This is a genomic window from Enterococcus sp. DIV0174 (assembly GCF_050529065.1).
Classification (GTDB): domain Bacteria; phylum Bacillota; class Bacilli; order Lactobacillales; family Enterococcaceae; genus Enterococcus_B; species Enterococcus_B thailandicus.
In genome coordinates, this window is sequence record NZ_CP172881.1 from 85,203 (window position 1) to 101,345 (window position 16,143).

A 16,143-nucleotide genomic window follows, 5' to 3' on the forward strand; every position below is an offset into this window, starting at 1 on the left:
ATGAGTCAAATGAGTGAAAAGAAAGATGTCGTAGCGCAAGAAAGTGTCCCACCAATGGGCCTGCGCATGATTGCACGTGAATTTAAAAAAGACAAAATAGCCATGTTTTCATTGGGCTTGTTAGTTCTTTTATTATTGTTTGTCTTTATTGGCGCTATTTTAACAGATCAAGATAAAGTAATGTATGTAAGTATTTTTGATAAATACGCTGAACCTGGAGCGATTTCTACTCAAGGTCATAAGTTCTTGCTTGGCGCAGATGAAGGTGGCCGAGATGTATTCGGTCAATTAGTGATTGGTGCTAGAAACTCTGTTTTAATTGGTTTTGCGATTACGATCATTACTTCGATCATCGGGGTAGGATTAGGAATCATTTCTGGGTATTACGGTGGAATGATTGATAATATATTGATGCGAATCGTTGATTTCGTCATGATTTTACCAATTATGCTGATTATTATCGTATTTGTTTCAATTATTCCTAAATACAATGTTTGGTCATTCATTTTTATCATGAGTGCATTCTACTGGGTAGCGAAAGCGCGACTCTTTAGAAGTAAAACATTATCAGAAGCAAGACGTGATTACGTCAGTGCATCGAAAACAATGGGAACAAGTGATTTTAAAATCATGTTCCGTGAAATTATGCCCAATTTAAGTTCATTGATTATTACCAACTTAACGATGAACTTTGCAGCAAATATTGGAATTGAAACTACTTTGACTTTCTTAGGATTTGGATTACCTACGAATGTACCAAGTTTAGGAACTTTAATTGGTTACGCAAGTAGTGGTGAAGTGTTAGTAAATCGTCAATGGATCTGGTTACCCGCGTCAATGCTAATTCTAGTTTTGATGTTGTGTATAAACTATGTTGGTCAAGCATTTAAGCGTTCTGCTGATGCGCGTCAACGTTTAGGATAGAACGAAATAAGGGGGATATAGGAATGAAGAAAACGATTTTTGGAGTAGTAACATTGTTATCTGTCGTAACACTAGCAGCTTGTGGCGGCGGCAGCGGTACTGATTCTTCTGGAAATGCTTCAGGAGATAAAGGGGATAGCCAAGCTTTATCATTCCCACTTGCAACAAAAAATGATAAAGATGCAATTGAAGATGGTGAGTTAGAAGCCGCAGTTGCAACAGATAGTCAATTCGCTGGGTTGTTCCAATGGGAATTCTATCAAGATGCGTTTGATGCGGCATTCATGGCACCATCACATGAAGCATTATTCTCAAATGATACAGATTTCAAAATCACTGATGATGGAGCAGCTACTTTAGACTTAGACCAAGATAAAAAAGTTGCGACAATCAAACTGAAAGACAATGTGAAGTGGTCTGACGGAGTGGATGTTACGGCGGATGACGTAATTTTCTCTTACGAAATCATTGGTCACAAAGACTATACAGGTATTCGTTATGACGATACTTTCCGTAATGTAATTGGTATGGAAGAATATCATGATGGCAAAGCAGATACGATTTCTGGAATCAAAAAAGTAGATGACAAAACAGTTGAAATTGAATATAAAAAAGTTGAGCCAAGTATGTTACAAGCCGGCGGTGGTGTTTACTCATATGCTGCTCCAAAACATACACTTGAAGGCGTAGCAATCAAAGACATGGAATCAAGTGATCAAGTTCGTAAACACCCTGTAACTTTTGGTCCTTATTACATGAGTAATATTGTTGCTGGTGAATCAGTAGAATACTTGCCAAATGAGTACTATTGGAATGGCAAACCAAAATTGAAAAAAATCACAATGAAGTCAGTGCAAACAGCTAGTGCAACAGAAGCATTGAACTCTAAGTTGTATGACATGATTTTCCAAATGCCAACAGATACTTACGAAACATATAAAGATATTGAAGGCTATACAAACTTAGGTCGTGAACAAACTTCATACACTTACCTTGGATTTAAATTAGGTAAATGGAACAACGAAGAAAGCACAGTTGAATACGATCCTAATTCAAAAATGGCTGACAAATCATTACGTCAAGCGATGGGTTACGCTTTAGATAATGACTCTGTTGGTAGCAAATTCTACGCTGGTTTAAGAAGCAACGCAACGTCATTGATTCCTCCAGTGTTCGAATCTTACCATGATTCTAAACTAAAAGGGTATACACAAGATATTGATAAAGCAAACAAATTATTAGATGACGCAGGATTCAAAGATGTTGATGGCGATGGTATTCGCGAAGACAAAGATGGCAAAGAATTCACAATCAAATTTGCTTCAATGTCAGGTGGCGAAACAGCACAACCATTAGCTGATTACTATGTACAACAATGGAAACAAATTGGTTTAAATGTTGAATACACAACTGGACGTCTAATTGAGTTTAACTCATTCTATGACAAACTAAAAAATGATGATCCTGAAATTGATGTTTATCAAGCAGCTTGGAATACAGGAACTGATCCAAATCCAAGTGGACTATGGGGACCAAATGCAGCATTCAACTACACTCGTTACGAATCTGAAGAAAACACAAAATTAATTGATGCAATCAATTCAAGTGATGCGTTTGATGCAGATTTCCAAAAAGAAGCATACCAAAAATGGCAAGAATATGCGTTTAAAGAAGCTTTTGCAATTCCAACATTATTCCGTAATGAAGTCTTACCTGTGAATGATCGCGTAAAAGACTGGAACTGGGCATACGACGAACGTAATCCTTGGGCAGAAGTTTCTGTAACAGATGCTTCACGCTAATCAAAATTTTTAACAGAAACTATTTTCGTTTATAATTTTACAATGAATAAGGTCAACCACTTGCTGGTTGACCTTATTTTTTTGTTGGATACTAAAAGGAAAAAAGAGTGACAGATCAGAACAAAGCTGTTCAAAAATTTGAGCAACCTTTTCTAAAAAAATCCCAATTAGTAAAGCAACCTGTTTTGAACGACAGCATTTTTCTTAAAGCTTTCTTACTTTTTAGCCAAACATTTCAAAATTATCAAAAAACCAGTATAATAAGGAAGTATGAAAAATATCCTATAAAAGGAATGTGGAAAATGGACAATCAGCTGACAAAAGAACTTAAAGAAAAATATACAATCGTTTTTCACGATCTAAATTTACTTGAACAAGCTTTTACCCATTCATCCTATGTGAATGAGCATCGCAATCTACACCTATCAGACAATGAACGTTTAGAATTTTTGGGAGATGCAGTGTTAGAATTAATGGTTTCTCAGTATTTGTATCGCTTGTATCCCGATTTACCAGAAGGAAAATTAACAAAAATGCGTGCAGCAATCGTTCGTGAAGACAGTTTATCAAAATTCGCAAAAGAATGTCATTTTGATCAACACGTCATGTTAGGTAAAGGTGAAGAAAACTCTGGTGGACGAACACGTCCTGCGTTATTATGTGACCTATTTGAAGCGTTTCTAGGTGCTTTATATTTGGACCAAGGCTTCGAAGTAGCGCATGCATTCATCAAGCAAGTTATCTTCCCAAAAGTCAAAGCAGGTGCTTTTTCACATGAGATGGATCACAAAACCAAATTGCAAGAAGTCTTGCAAAAATCAGGGGATGTTTTTATTGAATATCGCTTGATTAAAGAAGAAGGACCAGCCCATGAACGTATTTTTTGGATTGAAGTCTATGTTGATGATCAATTGATTGGTACGGGCCAAGGAAAATCAAAAAAATTAGCAGAACAAGCTGCTGCTGAAAATGCATTAGCAGCCTTGGAAGAGTAAGTGAGGGAAAGCTTTCGTGTATTTGAAACGAATTGAAATCGCTGGATTCAAGTCATTCGCTGATAAAACAGTGATTGACTTCGAAAACAGTGTCACAGCAGTTGTTGGCCCCAATGGTAGCGGAAAAAGTAACATCACGGAAGCCATTCGCTGGGTCTTAGGTGAACAATCAGCAAAAAGTTTACGTGGTGGAAAAATGCCAGATATTATTTTTGCAGGTTCAGATTCTCGTAAACAACTAAACGTAGCAGAAGTAACGGTCATTTTAGATAATGAAGACCATTATCTACCATTGGAATACAATGAAATAAGTGTGACACGTCGCTACCGTCGAACAGGAGAAAGCGATTTTTTTATCAATAAACAATCTTGTCGGTTGAAAGATATCCAAGAGTTGTTTTTAGATTCTGGCTTAGGAAAAGAATCTTTTTCAATTATCTCACAGGGAAAAGTTGAAGCGATTTTTAGTAGCAAACCAGAAGATCGTCGTGGAATCTTTGAAGAAGCAGCGGGTGTTTTAAAGTATAAACAACGTAAGAAAAAAGCAGAACAAAAGCTTTTTGAAACAGAAGATAACCTTAGCCGAGTTCAAGATATTATCTATGAATTAGAAGAACAGCTAACTCCTTTAGCTACTCAAAGTAAGGCAGCAAAGGAGTTTTTACGCTTAAAAGAAGAATTGACCGAAACAGATATTGCTCTAATGATTGCAGAAATCAAAGCGGCAAGAACTGAGTGGACCCAACGAGAAGCTGAACTAAAGCAATTTAATCAAGAGTTAGCGACCGTAACCGAGCAAATCCAAGTGCGTGAATCAACTCTGGCAACTTGGCGTAAACAAAATGCGCAAGCTGATCGTTTGATTGAAAAGAATCAGCAAAAATTACTTGCTTTGTCAGAAAGCCTAAAGCAAACAGAAGGACAAAAAGATGTTTTACTGGAACGCTCAAAGCATACCAAACAAAGTACACAAGAATATCAAGCATCTTTAGCGGAAGCACAGAAAAAAGTTCAACACTTTGAAAAACAACAAGCTAGTTTAACAAAAGATGTTGATAAAAAAGAAGCGGAAATCCAGCAAGCAGAAGCACAATTGATGGTAACCCAACAGGAACTTGAAAAATATCAAAAATCGACAAAAGAATTATTAGCCGAATTACGCGATCAATATGTCGATTTAATGCAAGAACAAGCAGCTGTCGGAAATGAATTGAAATACTTAGAACGTCAGTATCAGCAAGAGACAGCAAAGAGCCAACAAACATTGGCAAAGCAAACAGAAGTTCAAGCAACTGTTGCAGAATTGTCGGCAAAAAAAGCAGAATTAGTGGAGCAACAAACGAAACTGACTCAATCATCAGAAGAAACAAAAACAAAAGTGACAGCTATTCAGACAGAAGGAAAGAAATTCCAAGAACAGTTGAATACTGAACACCCAAAAATGTATCAATTGATGAATCAGGTGCAACAATTACGTGCACGACAAAAGAGTTTACAAGAAATCCAAGAAAACTATTTTGGCTTTTATCAAGGTGTACGTTTAGTGTTACAACACAAGCAACAATTATCTGGCGTTGTAGGTGCAGTCGCAGAACTAATTGATGTTCCAGCTGATTTCACTTTAGCAATCGAAACCGCATTAGGAGGAGCTGCACAACATATTATTGTTGAAAATGAAGTGGATGCAAGACAAGCAATCACTTATTTGAAGCAACAAAAAGGTGGACGTGCAACTTTCTTACCATTGACAACGATTAAACCACGTCAATTACCTGCTCATGTTGCGGCACAAGCAGCTACTATCGAGGGCTTTTTAGGCGTAGCAAGTGAACGAGTGACTTACCCAGATGCAGTCCAATCAGTAGTGAATAATTTATTGGGAACGATCCTTTTAGCAAAAGACCTAGCTAGTGCTAATACGATTGCACAAACGATTCATTATCAATATCGTGTGGTTTCTTTAGAGGGAGACGTTATGAACGCAGGTGGTTCAATGACAGGCGGAGCCAATAAGCGTGGAAACCAAGGAAGTTTATTCGCTCAAAATCAAGAATTGAAGCAATTGACTAGTGAGTTTGACCAAGCAAATCAAGAACTACAAGTTCAAGAAAAGAAAGTTCAAGCTTTACAAGAAAAAGTTACGACACTTAGTGAAGAATACGAAGCTGCCCGAAGTGTTATGGAACAGTTGCGTTTCGAAGAACAAGAAGTTGCAAATAAACTTCAAAATATCTCAAATGATTTAACACGTTTTGAAAAAGAACAACAGATTTCTAATTTTGAGACACGTGAGTTAAATCAATTTATCGAAACTTATGAAAAACAACGTACAGAATTAGCAACGAAGCAACAAGAATTGGAAGAACAACGCACGAAAATTGACGAAGAAATCAAATCTTTAAGTCAAGAAAGCGATCAAATGGAAGCTCGTCGCGCGCAAATCCAAGGACAAAAAGCGCAAGAACAAGCGGATCTTGCCGTATTAAAAGAACAGTTTAATCACTTGCAGATCCAGTTACGTGGTGCACGTGTCCAAAAAACAGAGGCAATGGAACGCCAGACAAGTTTAGAACAACAGCTAGCTGCGTTAACGGCAAACTTTTCTGATCATGAGTTGACAGAAGAAAGCTTAGACGAAAAAATTCGTGAATTATCTGTGCAACGTGAACAGCTACAAGCTGAACTTCAGGAAGTGAAAGCAACCCGTGACACAACACAAAAAGAAATTGACCAGCTAGCAGAAGTATTGGCACAACAAAACCAAGAACACAAAGTTCGCTTGACTGAGCAATCAAAACTTGAAGTGAAAAAAGATCGTGCAGAGATGCTACTAGATCAGCACGTTACGTATTTAGAAACAGAATATCAAATGACTTTTGAGAAAGCTGTGATTGATTATCAACCAACAGTAGATGTTTCCGGTAGCAAAGAAAAAGTAGCGACATTGAAACGAAGTATTGAAGCACTAGGACCAGTTAACTTGAATGCCATTGAGCAATATGAACAAGTGAATGAACGTTATACCTTTTTATCTACTCAAAGAGATGATTTGCTTTCTGCGAAAAATCAGTTATTTGATACAATGGATGAAATGGATGATGAAGTTCGCACTCGTTTCAAAGAAGTTTTTGAAGCAATCCGCAAAGAATTCAAAGTGGTCTTTCCGAATATGTTTGGCGGTGGACGAGCAGAACTTGTCTTGACTGATCCCACTGATTTATTAAAAACAGGAATTGAAATCGAAGTTCAACCTCCAGGTAAAAAACTACAAAGTCTAAGTCTACTTTCTGGTGGAGAGCGCGCATTGACGGCAATTGCTTTGCTATTTTCAATCATTCGTGTGCGTCCGGTACCGTTTTGTATTCTTGATGAAGTAGAAGCAGCTTTAGATGAGGCAAACGTGACACGTTTTGGGAACTATTTGCGTAATTTCCAAAATGATACCCAATTTATTGTGGTCACCCACCGTAAAGGAACAATGGAAGCTGCGAATGTTTTGTATGGCGTAACGATGCAAGAATCAGGTGTTTCAAAAATCGTTTCTGTCCGTATGGAAGATCTTAAAGAAGATGAGAATCTTGTTGTGAAAGAGTAGGAAGTAAATATGATTAAATTAGTTGCCATTGATTTAGATGGAACATTACTAAACGAAGAAAAACAAATTTCTGCTAGAAATAAAGAAATTTTGGCGCAAGCAAAAAATCAAGGAGTTAAAATTGTTTTGTGTACAGGTCGTCCACTGGCGGCTATGGCACATTATTTAACGGAATTGGATTTGCTTGATTCAGGTGACTATAGCATTACGTTTAATGGTGGGCTTGTTCAAAAAAATGACACAGGCGAAATCATGGCGAAAAAAGTAATGACTATTGCAGACGTTGAGCAATTGACCCAGTTAGCACAAGCGTTGTCTTTGCCACTAGATGTGTTATCTGATGGGATTGTTTATCAGTTACCAACAGCTCCTGAAAAACAATCGCTTTATAATGTGCTGAATAAAGTTTTGGATTTCCGTCCGGGAACTTTGCTGGATGTTAAGAAAGCGGATGTTTTGAACAAAGCAGTTATTGCTTATGCACAAGAAGAATTAGATCCAAAAATTCAAGAAATTCCAAATGTGTTTCATGAACAATTTGAAATCATCAAGACACGTAGTATGCTGCTAGAATTTATGCCAAAAGGTGTTACTAAAGCGTATGGAATTTCTTTATTAGCAGAAGAGCTAGGAATCACCCAAGCAGAAGTCATGGCAATTGGTGATGAAGAAAATGATTTACCAATGATCGAATATGCAGGAATGGGTGTCGCAATGGCAAATGCTGTTCCTTTAGTTAAAGAAAGTGCAGACTATTTGACTGCAAGTAATGATGACGACGGTGTTGCACAAGCAATTGAAAAATTTGTTTTAGTATAGGGGGGAATCAAATGGGATTTTTTGACAAAATCAAGCGAGCGTTTACTGGTGAAGAGCAACCAGAAGAAGTCGTTGAAGTCCAAGAAAAGTATGACAAAGGATTAGAAAAAACGAGAAAAACTTTTGGCGAGCGAATGAATGAATTGTTTGCTAATTTCCGAACAGTTGATGAAGATTTCTTTGAAGAATTAGAAGAAACATTGATTGGCGCGGACGTTGGTTTTGAAACAGCAATTCAAATTACAGAGTCTTTACGTCAAGAAGTGAAGTTGCGTAATGCGAAGAAACCAGCAGAAGTTCAAAATGCCATCATTGAAAAACTGGTTGATTTGTACGAACAAGAAGGTCTTAATGAAGTGAATGAGTTGAATATCCAACCAGAAGGACTGACGGTAATGCTTTTTGTTGGTGTGAATGGTGTGGGTAAAACGACAAGCATTGGGAAACTTGCACATCAATACAAAAATGAAGGCAAAAAAGTTTTGATGGCAGCAGCTGATACATTCCGTGCGGGAGCGATTGACCAATTAGTAGTCTGGGGTGAACGCGCTGGTGTGGAAGTCGTTCACGGAAATGCTGGTGGCGATCCAGCAGCAGTTGTTTATGATGCATTGGAACGTGCCAAAGCAGAAGAAGCAGATGTTTTACTTGTTGATACAGCTGGACGCTTGCAAAACAAAGTGAATTTGATGAAAGAGTTAGAAAAAATCAAACGTGTGATTCAACGTGAACTACCAGATGCACCACATGAAACATTATTGGTATTAGATGCAACAACAGGGCAAAATGCAATGGTTCAAGCAAAACAATTTAAAGAAACAACAGATGTAACTGGGCTAGTTTTGACTAAATTAGATGGAACTGCTAAAGGTGGAATTGTGTTAGCTATCAGAAATGAATTGCATTTACCAGTAAAATTAGTTGGATTAGGTGAAGGAATAGATGATCTAGAACCGTTTGATCCAAATGATTTTGTTGTTGGATTGTTTAAAGGATTACTGAAAGAAGAATAATCAATTAACTTATGAACAAATCATGGGAACATGACGTTTTAAATGTAAGAAGTATGCCGGAAAAAGACTGGTATACTTCTTTTTTTGTGCAGTTTTTCATAATCTCCTCATTTTAAGGCAAGATCGTTCTTTTTCTGATTGTTTTTTACTATAATGTCAATGTATGAAGTGGAGGACATGTAATGATGAACTTTAAAAAATTATTAGAACATTCAAGTGCGATACCGTTTATCGATCAAGCTCGATTTGGAATTGAACGTGAAGGACAACGGGTAACACATGACGGAAAGTTAGCAAGAACAGATCATCCAGCTATTTTTGGTGATCGCACGTATCATCCATATATTCAAACTGATTTTAGTGAGACTCAAGTGGAAATGATTACACCAGTAACAGATTCCATTGATGAACTTTTTCAATATTTAGATGCAATTTATGATGTGACTTCTCGGTCAATGTCAGATGAGGAAATGATTTGGCCACTAAGTATGCCACCTGCTTTGCCACAAAAAGATGAGGAAATCATGATTGCCAAACTAGCAACATTTGAAGATGTTTTGTATCGTCGCTATTTAGCAAAAGAATATGGTAAACGAAAACAAATGGTCAGTGGCATTCATTTTAATTTTGAATTTGGTGAGGAATTAATTCGTTCTCTGTTTGTTCAGCAAACAGAGATTCAAGAGTTTGCAGCTTTTAAAACAGAAGTGTATTTAAAAGTAGCAAGAAACTTTTTGCGCTATCGCTGGTTGATTACGTATTTATATGGAGCTTCTCCATTAAGCGAGGCAAATTATTTCGTTGATGAACTACATCCTCATGAACCTGTTCGTAGTATTCGAAATAGTGAATATGGCTACACTAATCATTCAAATGTAAAAGTTTCTTATGCCTCAATGGAGCAGTACTTAGCAGATATTGAACAAATGATTGAAGAAGGCAAGTTATCTGAAGAAAAAGAATTCTATGCACCTGTACGTTTCCGTGGAGGTAAAAGAGTTGCGGACGTTGCAAAGATGGGTGTACGTTATATCGAGTTGCGGAATATTGATTTGAACCCGTATCATCATTTAGGAATTAGTAAAGAACAAGTCCAGTTTTTACAATTATTTTTAGTATTTATGCTCTGGGCACCCGAAGGATCATCTGTCGACGAGTGGGTGGAAGAAGGAACGCTTTACAACAATCGAGTTGCTTTGGAAGGACCATTGGATCAAACCGCGATGTACGAAGAAGGTCTAATGCTCTTTACACAAATGAAAGAGATGGTTCAAGCTTTGCAACATGAAGAATTGTTACCTACAATTGACAAATTAGCTGAACGTTTAAATAACCCTTCTCAGACGATTGCTGCCCAATTATACACAGAAGCACAAAGTGATAGCCAAAAAGCTGTTGCAGTTGCCTTAGGCAGAAAATACGATGCTGAAAGCCATGAGCGACCATATCAATTGGCGGGCTTTCGTGAGATGGAACTATCCACACAAATTTTCCTATTTGATGCAATTCAAAAAGGAATTCAAGTGAAAGTGATTGACGAAGCAGATCAGTTTTTACGTTTGCAATTTGAAAATCATGTCGAATACGTTAAAAATGCGAATATGACAAGTAAAGATAGTTACATTGTGCCTTTGATTATGGAAAATAAAACGGTGACCAAAAAAATTCTAGCAGAAGCAGGTTTCCGTGTTCCTGCTGGTGCGGAGTTTACTTCGATGGCTGAAGCAAAACGTGCCTATTCTCGTTTTGCAAAGGAAGCATTTGTCATTAAACCAAAGTCAACGAATTATGGATTAGGTATCACAATTTTTAAAGAGGGCGCGAGTGAAGAAGATTATCATAAAGGGTTAGAAATTGCTTTTCGGGAAGATACCTCCGTTTTAGTAGAGGAATTTTTACCTGGAACAGAATATCGTTTTTTTGTGATTGATGGACAAGTTCAAGCAATTTTACTTCGGATACCTGCAAACGTTATTGGCAACGGCGAGCAAACTGTGACGGAATTAGTTGCTCAAAAAAATCAAGATCCTTTACGTGGGACAAATCATCGTGCACCATTAGAATTAATTCAGTTGGGTGATCTTGAACAATTGATGTTGAAAGAACAAGGATTAACAATTGATTCTATTCCTGCGAAAAATCAAATCGTTTATTTACGTGAAAATTCCAATATCAGTACTGGTGGAGATTCAATTGATGTAACAGCTGAGTTTTCTGATGCGTACAAAGAAATTGCAGTCGCAGCCGTTACGGCGTTGGGGGCAAAAGTCAGCGGAATCGATTTGATTATTCCAGACAAAGAAATTGATCCGTCAACAGATGAGAAGGCTTATGGTATCATCGAAGCCAATTTTAATCCTGCAATGCACATGCATGTTTATCCATTTTCTGGGACAGGACGACGATTAACTTTAGCGGTGTTGAAACTTTTGTATCCGGAAGTCTGGGCGTTGAACCATTGGAACGAGAAAGAAAAATAAGTTGATTTAAATAAAGTAAAAAGCTCGTGTAAAATTCGTTAATGAATTTACACGAGCTTTTTGCTTTATTAGTGGAATAATTTGTCCCAAAGACTTTTTTTCGATTTTTCTGATTGTTCAGGTTCTTGAACTTTTGGATATTTTTTTTCAATATCAATGACGGGCTCATTGACCGCTTCTTTAGCAGCTAAAATCAGACCAAGACTATCGTCATCATTTTTAACAAAATCATTGATAACTGTGAAACGAACTTTTTGTTTTGTTGCCAATTGGATATAGCGTGCTTGAAGGTCTTCAGGCATACTGCCATTTAATAAAATTTGTTCATCTGGGTATTTTTCAAGTTCCTTAGTGAAGTTTGCTTGATTCTCAGCTTTTTTCATTTCACCAATGGTCATACTGACATAGCAACGCTCACGAAAAGTTCCTAGATATTTATGTTGTTCATCTGGGTTGACCAAAGGTGTCCCGTAACGACCTTTGTCCAAGTGACTTTGCAATTCATCTTGTGGCAAAAGAAGCCCTCCTTTATAGCGATTGATACAGCGATTATAACACAAATTACTTGAAATAAGATAAATGGTAAAAAAGCGGTTGCTTTTGCTCAACTTCTCACTTAGAATAAGAATGAAAATCATTCTCAATTAGAAAAGAGGGATTTTATGCGTTATCGCTGGTTGATTGCCAGCTTAGTGGGACTCAGTTTTCTTTCACTATTGATAGGAGTGTCATCGGTCCAATTAACAGAATTTTTTCAGGCAGATACACAAAGTGCGCAATTATTTCTTATTAGTCGTTTGCCTCGTACCATTTGTATTGTGCTAGTGGGAGCTACAAGCAGTATTTGTGGGTTGATTATGCAGCACTTGACTCAGAATAAATTTGTTTCACCAACGACTGCTGGAACAATGGACAGTGCACGCTTAGGAATTTTGATTGTAATGCTTTTTCTACCGAATGCGTCGATTGTCACACGTTCAGCAACGGCTTTTGCATTTGCTTTTTTAGGGACAGGATTGTTTCTTTATTTTGCAAGAATGATTCCACAAAAAAATCAGTTGATGCTGCCATTGATTGGTGTGATGTGGGGCAATATTATTGGTTCCATCGCAACTTTTTTTGCTTACCAATATCAGTTGGTGCAAAATATGTCTTCGTGGTTGCAAGGAAATTTTTCTACCATTCTGCGTGGCAATTATGAACTGCTTTATCTAACGATTCCTTTGTTAGGAATTATTTATTATTTTGCGTATCAATTTACGATCGTTGGATTGGGTGAGTCATTTGCGGTGAATCTTGGTATGAATTATCACAAAATGCAGTTGTTAGGTGTCGGATTAGTTTCTTTAGCTAGTGCAGTCGTGTTAATTATGGTTGGAACAATGCCGTTTTTAGGCGTTATTGTTCCCAATTTAGTGGCGAGAATGTATGGGGATCAAGTCCATCAAACTTTAGGAATAACTGCATTATTCGGAAGTATTTTTTTATTAATTTGCGATATTTTGGCTCGCGTTCTAATTTATCCTTATGAAATTCCAGTGAGTGTCATTGTTGGAATAATTGGCGGAATTATTTTCCTCTTTTTATTAGTGAAGGGGGAGAAACGATGAAAAACAATCTACGCTGGCGTTTATTGTTATTAGTTGGTGTGGTGTGCTTGGTTACGATAAGTTATTTAATCATCAACACTTATGGAAACTGGTCGTTTGCTTGGGCATTAAGAAGTAAAAAAATTGGTGCTTTTTTCTTGGTTTCACTAGCAGTGAGTGGAGCAACAATTAGCTTTCAAACAATCAGTCAAAATCAATTTTTGACCCCGTCCGTTTTGGGACTAGATTCGTTGTATGTACTTGTTCAAACAATTTTATTTTTCTTGTTAGGTGGCGTGACGATGCTACAGCAAACAGGTCTTGTCTTTTTTTTGCTGACAATTAGTCTAATGGTTGGCTTGAGTTTGAGTTTATTCTATTTTTTATTAAAAAAAATGCAAGCTAGCTTATTTTTATTATTGATGACTGGGATGGTCTTAGGAACGTTGTTTGGCAGCATGAGTACGTTTTTACAAGTCATAATGGATCCTAATGAATATGATTTGTTACAAGGTCGGCTGTTCGCAAGTTTTGGGAATATTCAGAGTCAATATCTCTTGCCAGCCACTTGTTTGATTGTTGCTGGCTGGTGTCTGCTGTTTTATTTGCATCGTTTTCTAGATGTTATTCACTTGGGAAGAGAAAAAGCGATGAACTTAGGTGTAGATGTTGCACGATTACAATTTCTTGTGCTGTTTGTGGTTAGCTTACTGACGGGAACAGCGACAGCGTTAGTAGGTCCTATGACCTTTTTAGGGTTTATCGTAGCAAATGTTAGTTACCGGTTATTTGCAACATATCAACACAAAGTTTTATTTGTCGGTAGTTTTTTAGTGGCAATGCTGTTACTGACAGGTGGGCAGTTGCTTGTTGAACAACTTTTTGGTTGGAACACAACAATTAGTGTAGTGATTGAATTTCTGGGGGGGAGTTACTTTTTACTAAAATTAATTCGTGAAAGGAAGCAAGCAGGATGATTGATTTAGCTGGTGTGAATAAAGCTTATCAAGGAAAGTCAGTGGTAGATAATATCAACTTGACGATTCAAGAACAACAATTAACGGCTTTTATTGGACCAAATGGCGCGGGAAAATCAACTTTGCTTTCCTTGGCTAGCCGTTTAGTTCCTAAAGATACAGGTGAAATTTATTTAGATCATAATGAAGTGCGGACGTGGAAGTCAAATGAATTAGCGAAAAAATTAGCCATTTTACGTCAATCAAATGAATTGAATTTACAAATTACAGTTAGAGAATTGGTTGAATTTGGTCGGTTTCCTTATACAAAAGGACGCTTGACACAAGAAGACCATCAACTTGTGGAAGAAGCGCTCAAACATTTGGGGTTAACTAAGCTAACAGATCAATTCGTTCATACCTTATCTGGCGGACAACTTCAGCGTGCATATATTGCGATGGTCTTAGCTCAAGATACCGATTATATCTTGCTGGATGAACCGTTGAATAACTTAGATATGAATTTTGCAGTTCAAATCATGCAAATTTTAAAAAAATTGGTGACCGAGCTTGGCAAAACAGTCGTAATTGTCCTACATGATATTAATTTTGCGGCTAGTTATGCAGATGAAATTGTGGCAATGAAAGAAGGACAATTGTTTACGCAAGGAAAAACCAATGAGATTATCCAAAAAGCTGTACTCGATGAATTATATGAAATGGACATTCGAATTTGCGAAATTGAAGGTCGTAGATTCTGTCTTTATTTCTAAAAATAAATGTTAGGAGAACAAGGAATGAAAAAATGGATGTTTAGTTTCGTGGTTGTTGCATCATTGTTAACAGCTTGTGGAACAGGGAATAAATCAGAAGAAACAACAGCAACAAAAACTGCTAGTAGCGAAGAAACAACGCTGACAGTCAAAGACAGCAATGGTGAGGTAAATGTAACCAAGAATCCTCAGAAAGTTGTCGTTTTTGACAATGGGTCACTAGATACACTTGACGCATTAGGCGTAGGCGACCATGTTGTTGGTGCTGCAACACAAAATTTACCTGCTTATTTATCAAGTTACAAAGAAGTTGAATCTGCTGGTGGAATCAAAGAACCAGATTTAGAAAAAATCAATCAAATGAAGCCAGACCTGATTATTATTTCTGGTCGTCAAAGTGATTTTCAAGAAGAACTAAGTAAAATCGCGCCGACTTTATTTTTATCAGTTGATACGGAAAAACCATGGGAATCAATTCAACAAAATGTCTTAACGCTAGGTGAAATTTTTGATAAAGAATCTGGAGCGAAGAAACAAATCAAAGAACTATCTACTGAAATCAAAAAGACAGCAGACAAAGCAAGTGACCTTGATAAAAAAGTATTAGTTGTTTTAGTTAACGAAGGCCAACTATCTGCTTATGGTTCTGGTTCACGTTTCGGATTTGTACATGATGTTTTTGGCTTCCCGCAAGCAGATAATGAAATTGAACCTTCAACACACGGTCAAAGTGTTTCATTTGAATATGTGTTAGAAAAAAATCCAGACTTATTATTTGTAATTGATCGTACCAAAGCAATTGGTGGAGATGACAGCCAAAATAATTTGGCAGAAAATGAATTGATTGCACAAACGAATGCAGGTAAAAATGGAAAAATCATTTCACTACAACCAGATGTATGGTATTTGAGCGGTGGCGGATTAGAGTCAATGAAATTGATGTTAGAGGATGTAAATCAAGCATTTGAATAAAGATGAAAGAAAAAACCAAGGCAAAACGATTATTCGTTTTGCCTTGGTTTTTTGCTATTTTCATACTCAGTCCGTAAAATCAGTTGGTAACAGGCATTCGCTATCAATCTCGTAAGGACTGATTCGCGGCGGTTCATCGATTAAAAAAGTTGCGAGCCAGTGTAAGAACATCGTTCATCGCCTCCTTTAGGGTAAATCTATCATAAGTGATTCACCTTAAAGGAA

12 protein-coding genes are annotated in these 16,143 nt (G+C 37.1%); 11 read left to right on the forward strand and 1 reads right to left on the reverse strand.

The features are described from left to right. Positions 1-9 precede the first annotated feature (9 nt). The 7 genes from IGJ93_RS00475 to gshAB all read left to right on the forward strand — a co-directional run bounded on the left by IGJ93_RS00475 (position 10) and on the right by gshAB (position 11,628). A complete protein-coding gene (locus IGJ93_RS00475) occupies positions 10-924 on the forward strand; it encodes an ABC transporter permease (protein ID WP_067483489.1) in 915 nt (304 codons plus the stop codon). Between the two features lie 23 nt (positions 925-947). Further along, positions 948-2,726, forward strand: a complete 1,779-nt coding sequence (locus IGJ93_RS00480; RefSeq protein WP_067483487.1) for an oligopeptide ABC transporter substrate-binding protein — start codon at positions 948-950, stop codon at positions 2,724-2,726. A 302-nt stretch (positions 2,727-3,028) separates the two neighbouring features. Next, entirely contained in the window at positions 3,029-3,721 is a 693-nt protein-coding gene (gene rnc / locus IGJ93_RS00485) for a ribonuclease III (protein WP_067483701.1), read from the forward strand. Between the two features lie 16 nt (positions 3,722-3,737). Continuing rightward, complete coding sequence (smc, locus tag IGJ93_RS00490; protein ID WP_071868754.1) at positions 3,738-7,316, forward strand: chromosome segregation protein SMC; 3,579 nt, start codon at positions 3,738-3,740, stop codon at positions 7,314-7,316. Positions 7,317-7,325: 9 nt separating this feature from the next. Further along, positions 7,326-8,135, forward strand: a complete 810-nt coding sequence (locus tag IGJ93_RS00495) for a Cof-type HAD-IIB family hydrolase (RefSeq protein ID WP_067483482.1) — start codon at positions 7,326-7,328, stop codon at positions 8,133-8,135. An 11-nt stretch (positions 8,136-8,146) separates the two neighbouring features. Next, positions 8,147-9,148 (forward strand): signal recognition particle-docking protein FtsY, encoded by a 1,002-nt coding sequence (ftsY, locus tag IGJ93_RS00500; RefSeq protein WP_067483481.1) that lies wholly within the window; start codon positions 8,147-8,149, stop codon positions 9,146-9,148. Between the two features lie 182 nt (positions 9,149-9,330). After that, positions 9,331-11,628: a bifunctional glutamate--cysteine ligase GshA/glutathione synthetase GshB gene (gene gshAB / locus IGJ93_RS00505; RefSeq protein WP_071868753.1), complete on the forward strand. Its 2,298-nt coding sequence runs from the start codon at positions 9,331-9,333 to the stop codon at positions 11,626-11,628. Between the two features lie 68 nt (positions 11,629-11,696). On the opposite strand, the gene IGJ93_RS00510 is transcribed toward gshAB, so the two are convergent. Then, the gene (locus IGJ93_RS00510; RefSeq protein WP_430596962.1) at positions 11,697-12,143 is read right to left on the reverse strand and encodes a YueI family protein; all 447 of its coding nucleotides are present in this window, start codon (positions 12,141-12,143) and stop codon (positions 11,697-11,699) included. A gap of 147 nt (positions 12,144-12,290) precedes the next feature. Between IGJ93_RS00510 and IGJ93_RS00515 the strand changes: the two genes are divergently transcribed. Genes IGJ93_RS00515 through IGJ93_RS00530 form a run of 4 tightly spaced genes read left to right on the forward strand, consistent with a single transcriptional unit; the run spans position 12,291 to position 15,918 of the window. After that, positions 12,291-13,238 carry an ABC transporter permease gene (locus IGJ93_RS00515; RefSeq protein WP_075491305.1) on the forward strand — a complete coding sequence of 316 codons (948 nt, stop codon included), beginning with the start codon at positions 12,291-12,293 and terminating at the stop codon, positions 13,236-13,238. Then, on the forward strand, positions 13,235-14,194 hold the full coding sequence (locus tag IGJ93_RS00520) for an iron chelate uptake ABC transporter family permease subunit (RefSeq protein ID WP_095803343.1): 960 nt from the start codon (positions 13,235-13,237) through the stop codon (positions 14,192-14,194). Before IGJ93_RS00515 ends, IGJ93_RS00520 begins: the two co-directional genes overlap by 4 nt. Further along, complete coding sequence (locus tag IGJ93_RS00525) at positions 14,191-14,946, forward strand: ABC transporter ATP-binding protein (RefSeq protein WP_430596963.1); 756 nt, start codon at positions 14,191-14,193, stop codon at positions 14,944-14,946. Before IGJ93_RS00520 ends, IGJ93_RS00525 begins: the two co-directional genes overlap by 4 nt. Positions 14,947-14,970: 24 nt before the next feature. Next, on the forward strand, positions 14,971-15,918 hold the full coding sequence (locus tag IGJ93_RS00530) for a siderophore ABC transporter substrate-binding protein (RefSeq protein WP_285700752.1): 948 nt from the start codon (positions 14,971-14,973) through the stop codon (positions 15,916-15,918). The last annotated feature ends 225 nt before the right edge of the window (positions 15,919-16,143 follow it).

What these genes read in the sequence shown, in the direction of transcription:
- IGJ93_RS00475 (WP_067483489.1), top strand. Translation starts at nt 10, where the DNA reads ATGAGTGAAAAGAAAGATGTCGTAGCGCAAGAAAGTGTCCCACCAATG.
- IGJ93_RS00480 (WP_067483487.1), top strand. Translation starts at nt 948, where the DNA reads ATGAAGAAAACGATTTTTGGAGTAGTAACATTGTTATCTGTCGTAACA.
- rnc (WP_067483701.1), top strand. Translation starts at nt 3,029, where the DNA reads ATGGACAATCAGCTGACAAAAGAACTTAAAGAAAAATATACAATCGTT.
- IGJ93_RS00495 (WP_067483482.1), top strand. Translation starts at nt 7,326, where the DNA reads ATGATTAAATTAGTTGCCATTGATTTAGATGGAACATTACTAAACGAA.
- ftsY (WP_067483481.1), top strand. Translation starts at nt 8,147, where the DNA reads ATGGGATTTTTTGACAAAATCAAGCGAGCGTTTACTGGTGAAGAGCAA.
- gshAB (WP_071868753.1), top strand. Translation starts at nt 9,331, where the DNA reads ATGATGAACTTTAAAAAATTATTAGAACATTCAAGTGCGATACCGTTT.
- IGJ93_RS00515 (WP_075491305.1), top strand. Translation starts at nt 12,291, where the DNA reads ATGCGTTATCGCTGGTTGATTGCCAGCTTAGTGGGACTCAGTTTTCTT.
- IGJ93_RS00520 (WP_095803343.1), top strand. Translation starts at nt 13,235, where the DNA reads ATGAAAAACAATCTACGCTGGCGTTTATTGTTATTAGTTGGTGTGGTG.
- IGJ93_RS00525 (WP_430596963.1), top strand. Translation starts at nt 14,191, where the DNA reads ATGATTGATTTAGCTGGTGTGAATAAAGCTTATCAAGGAAAGTCAGTG.
- IGJ93_RS00530 (WP_285700752.1), top strand. Translation starts at nt 14,971, where the DNA reads ATGAAAAAATGGATGTTTAGTTTCGTGGTTGTTGCATCATTGTTAACA.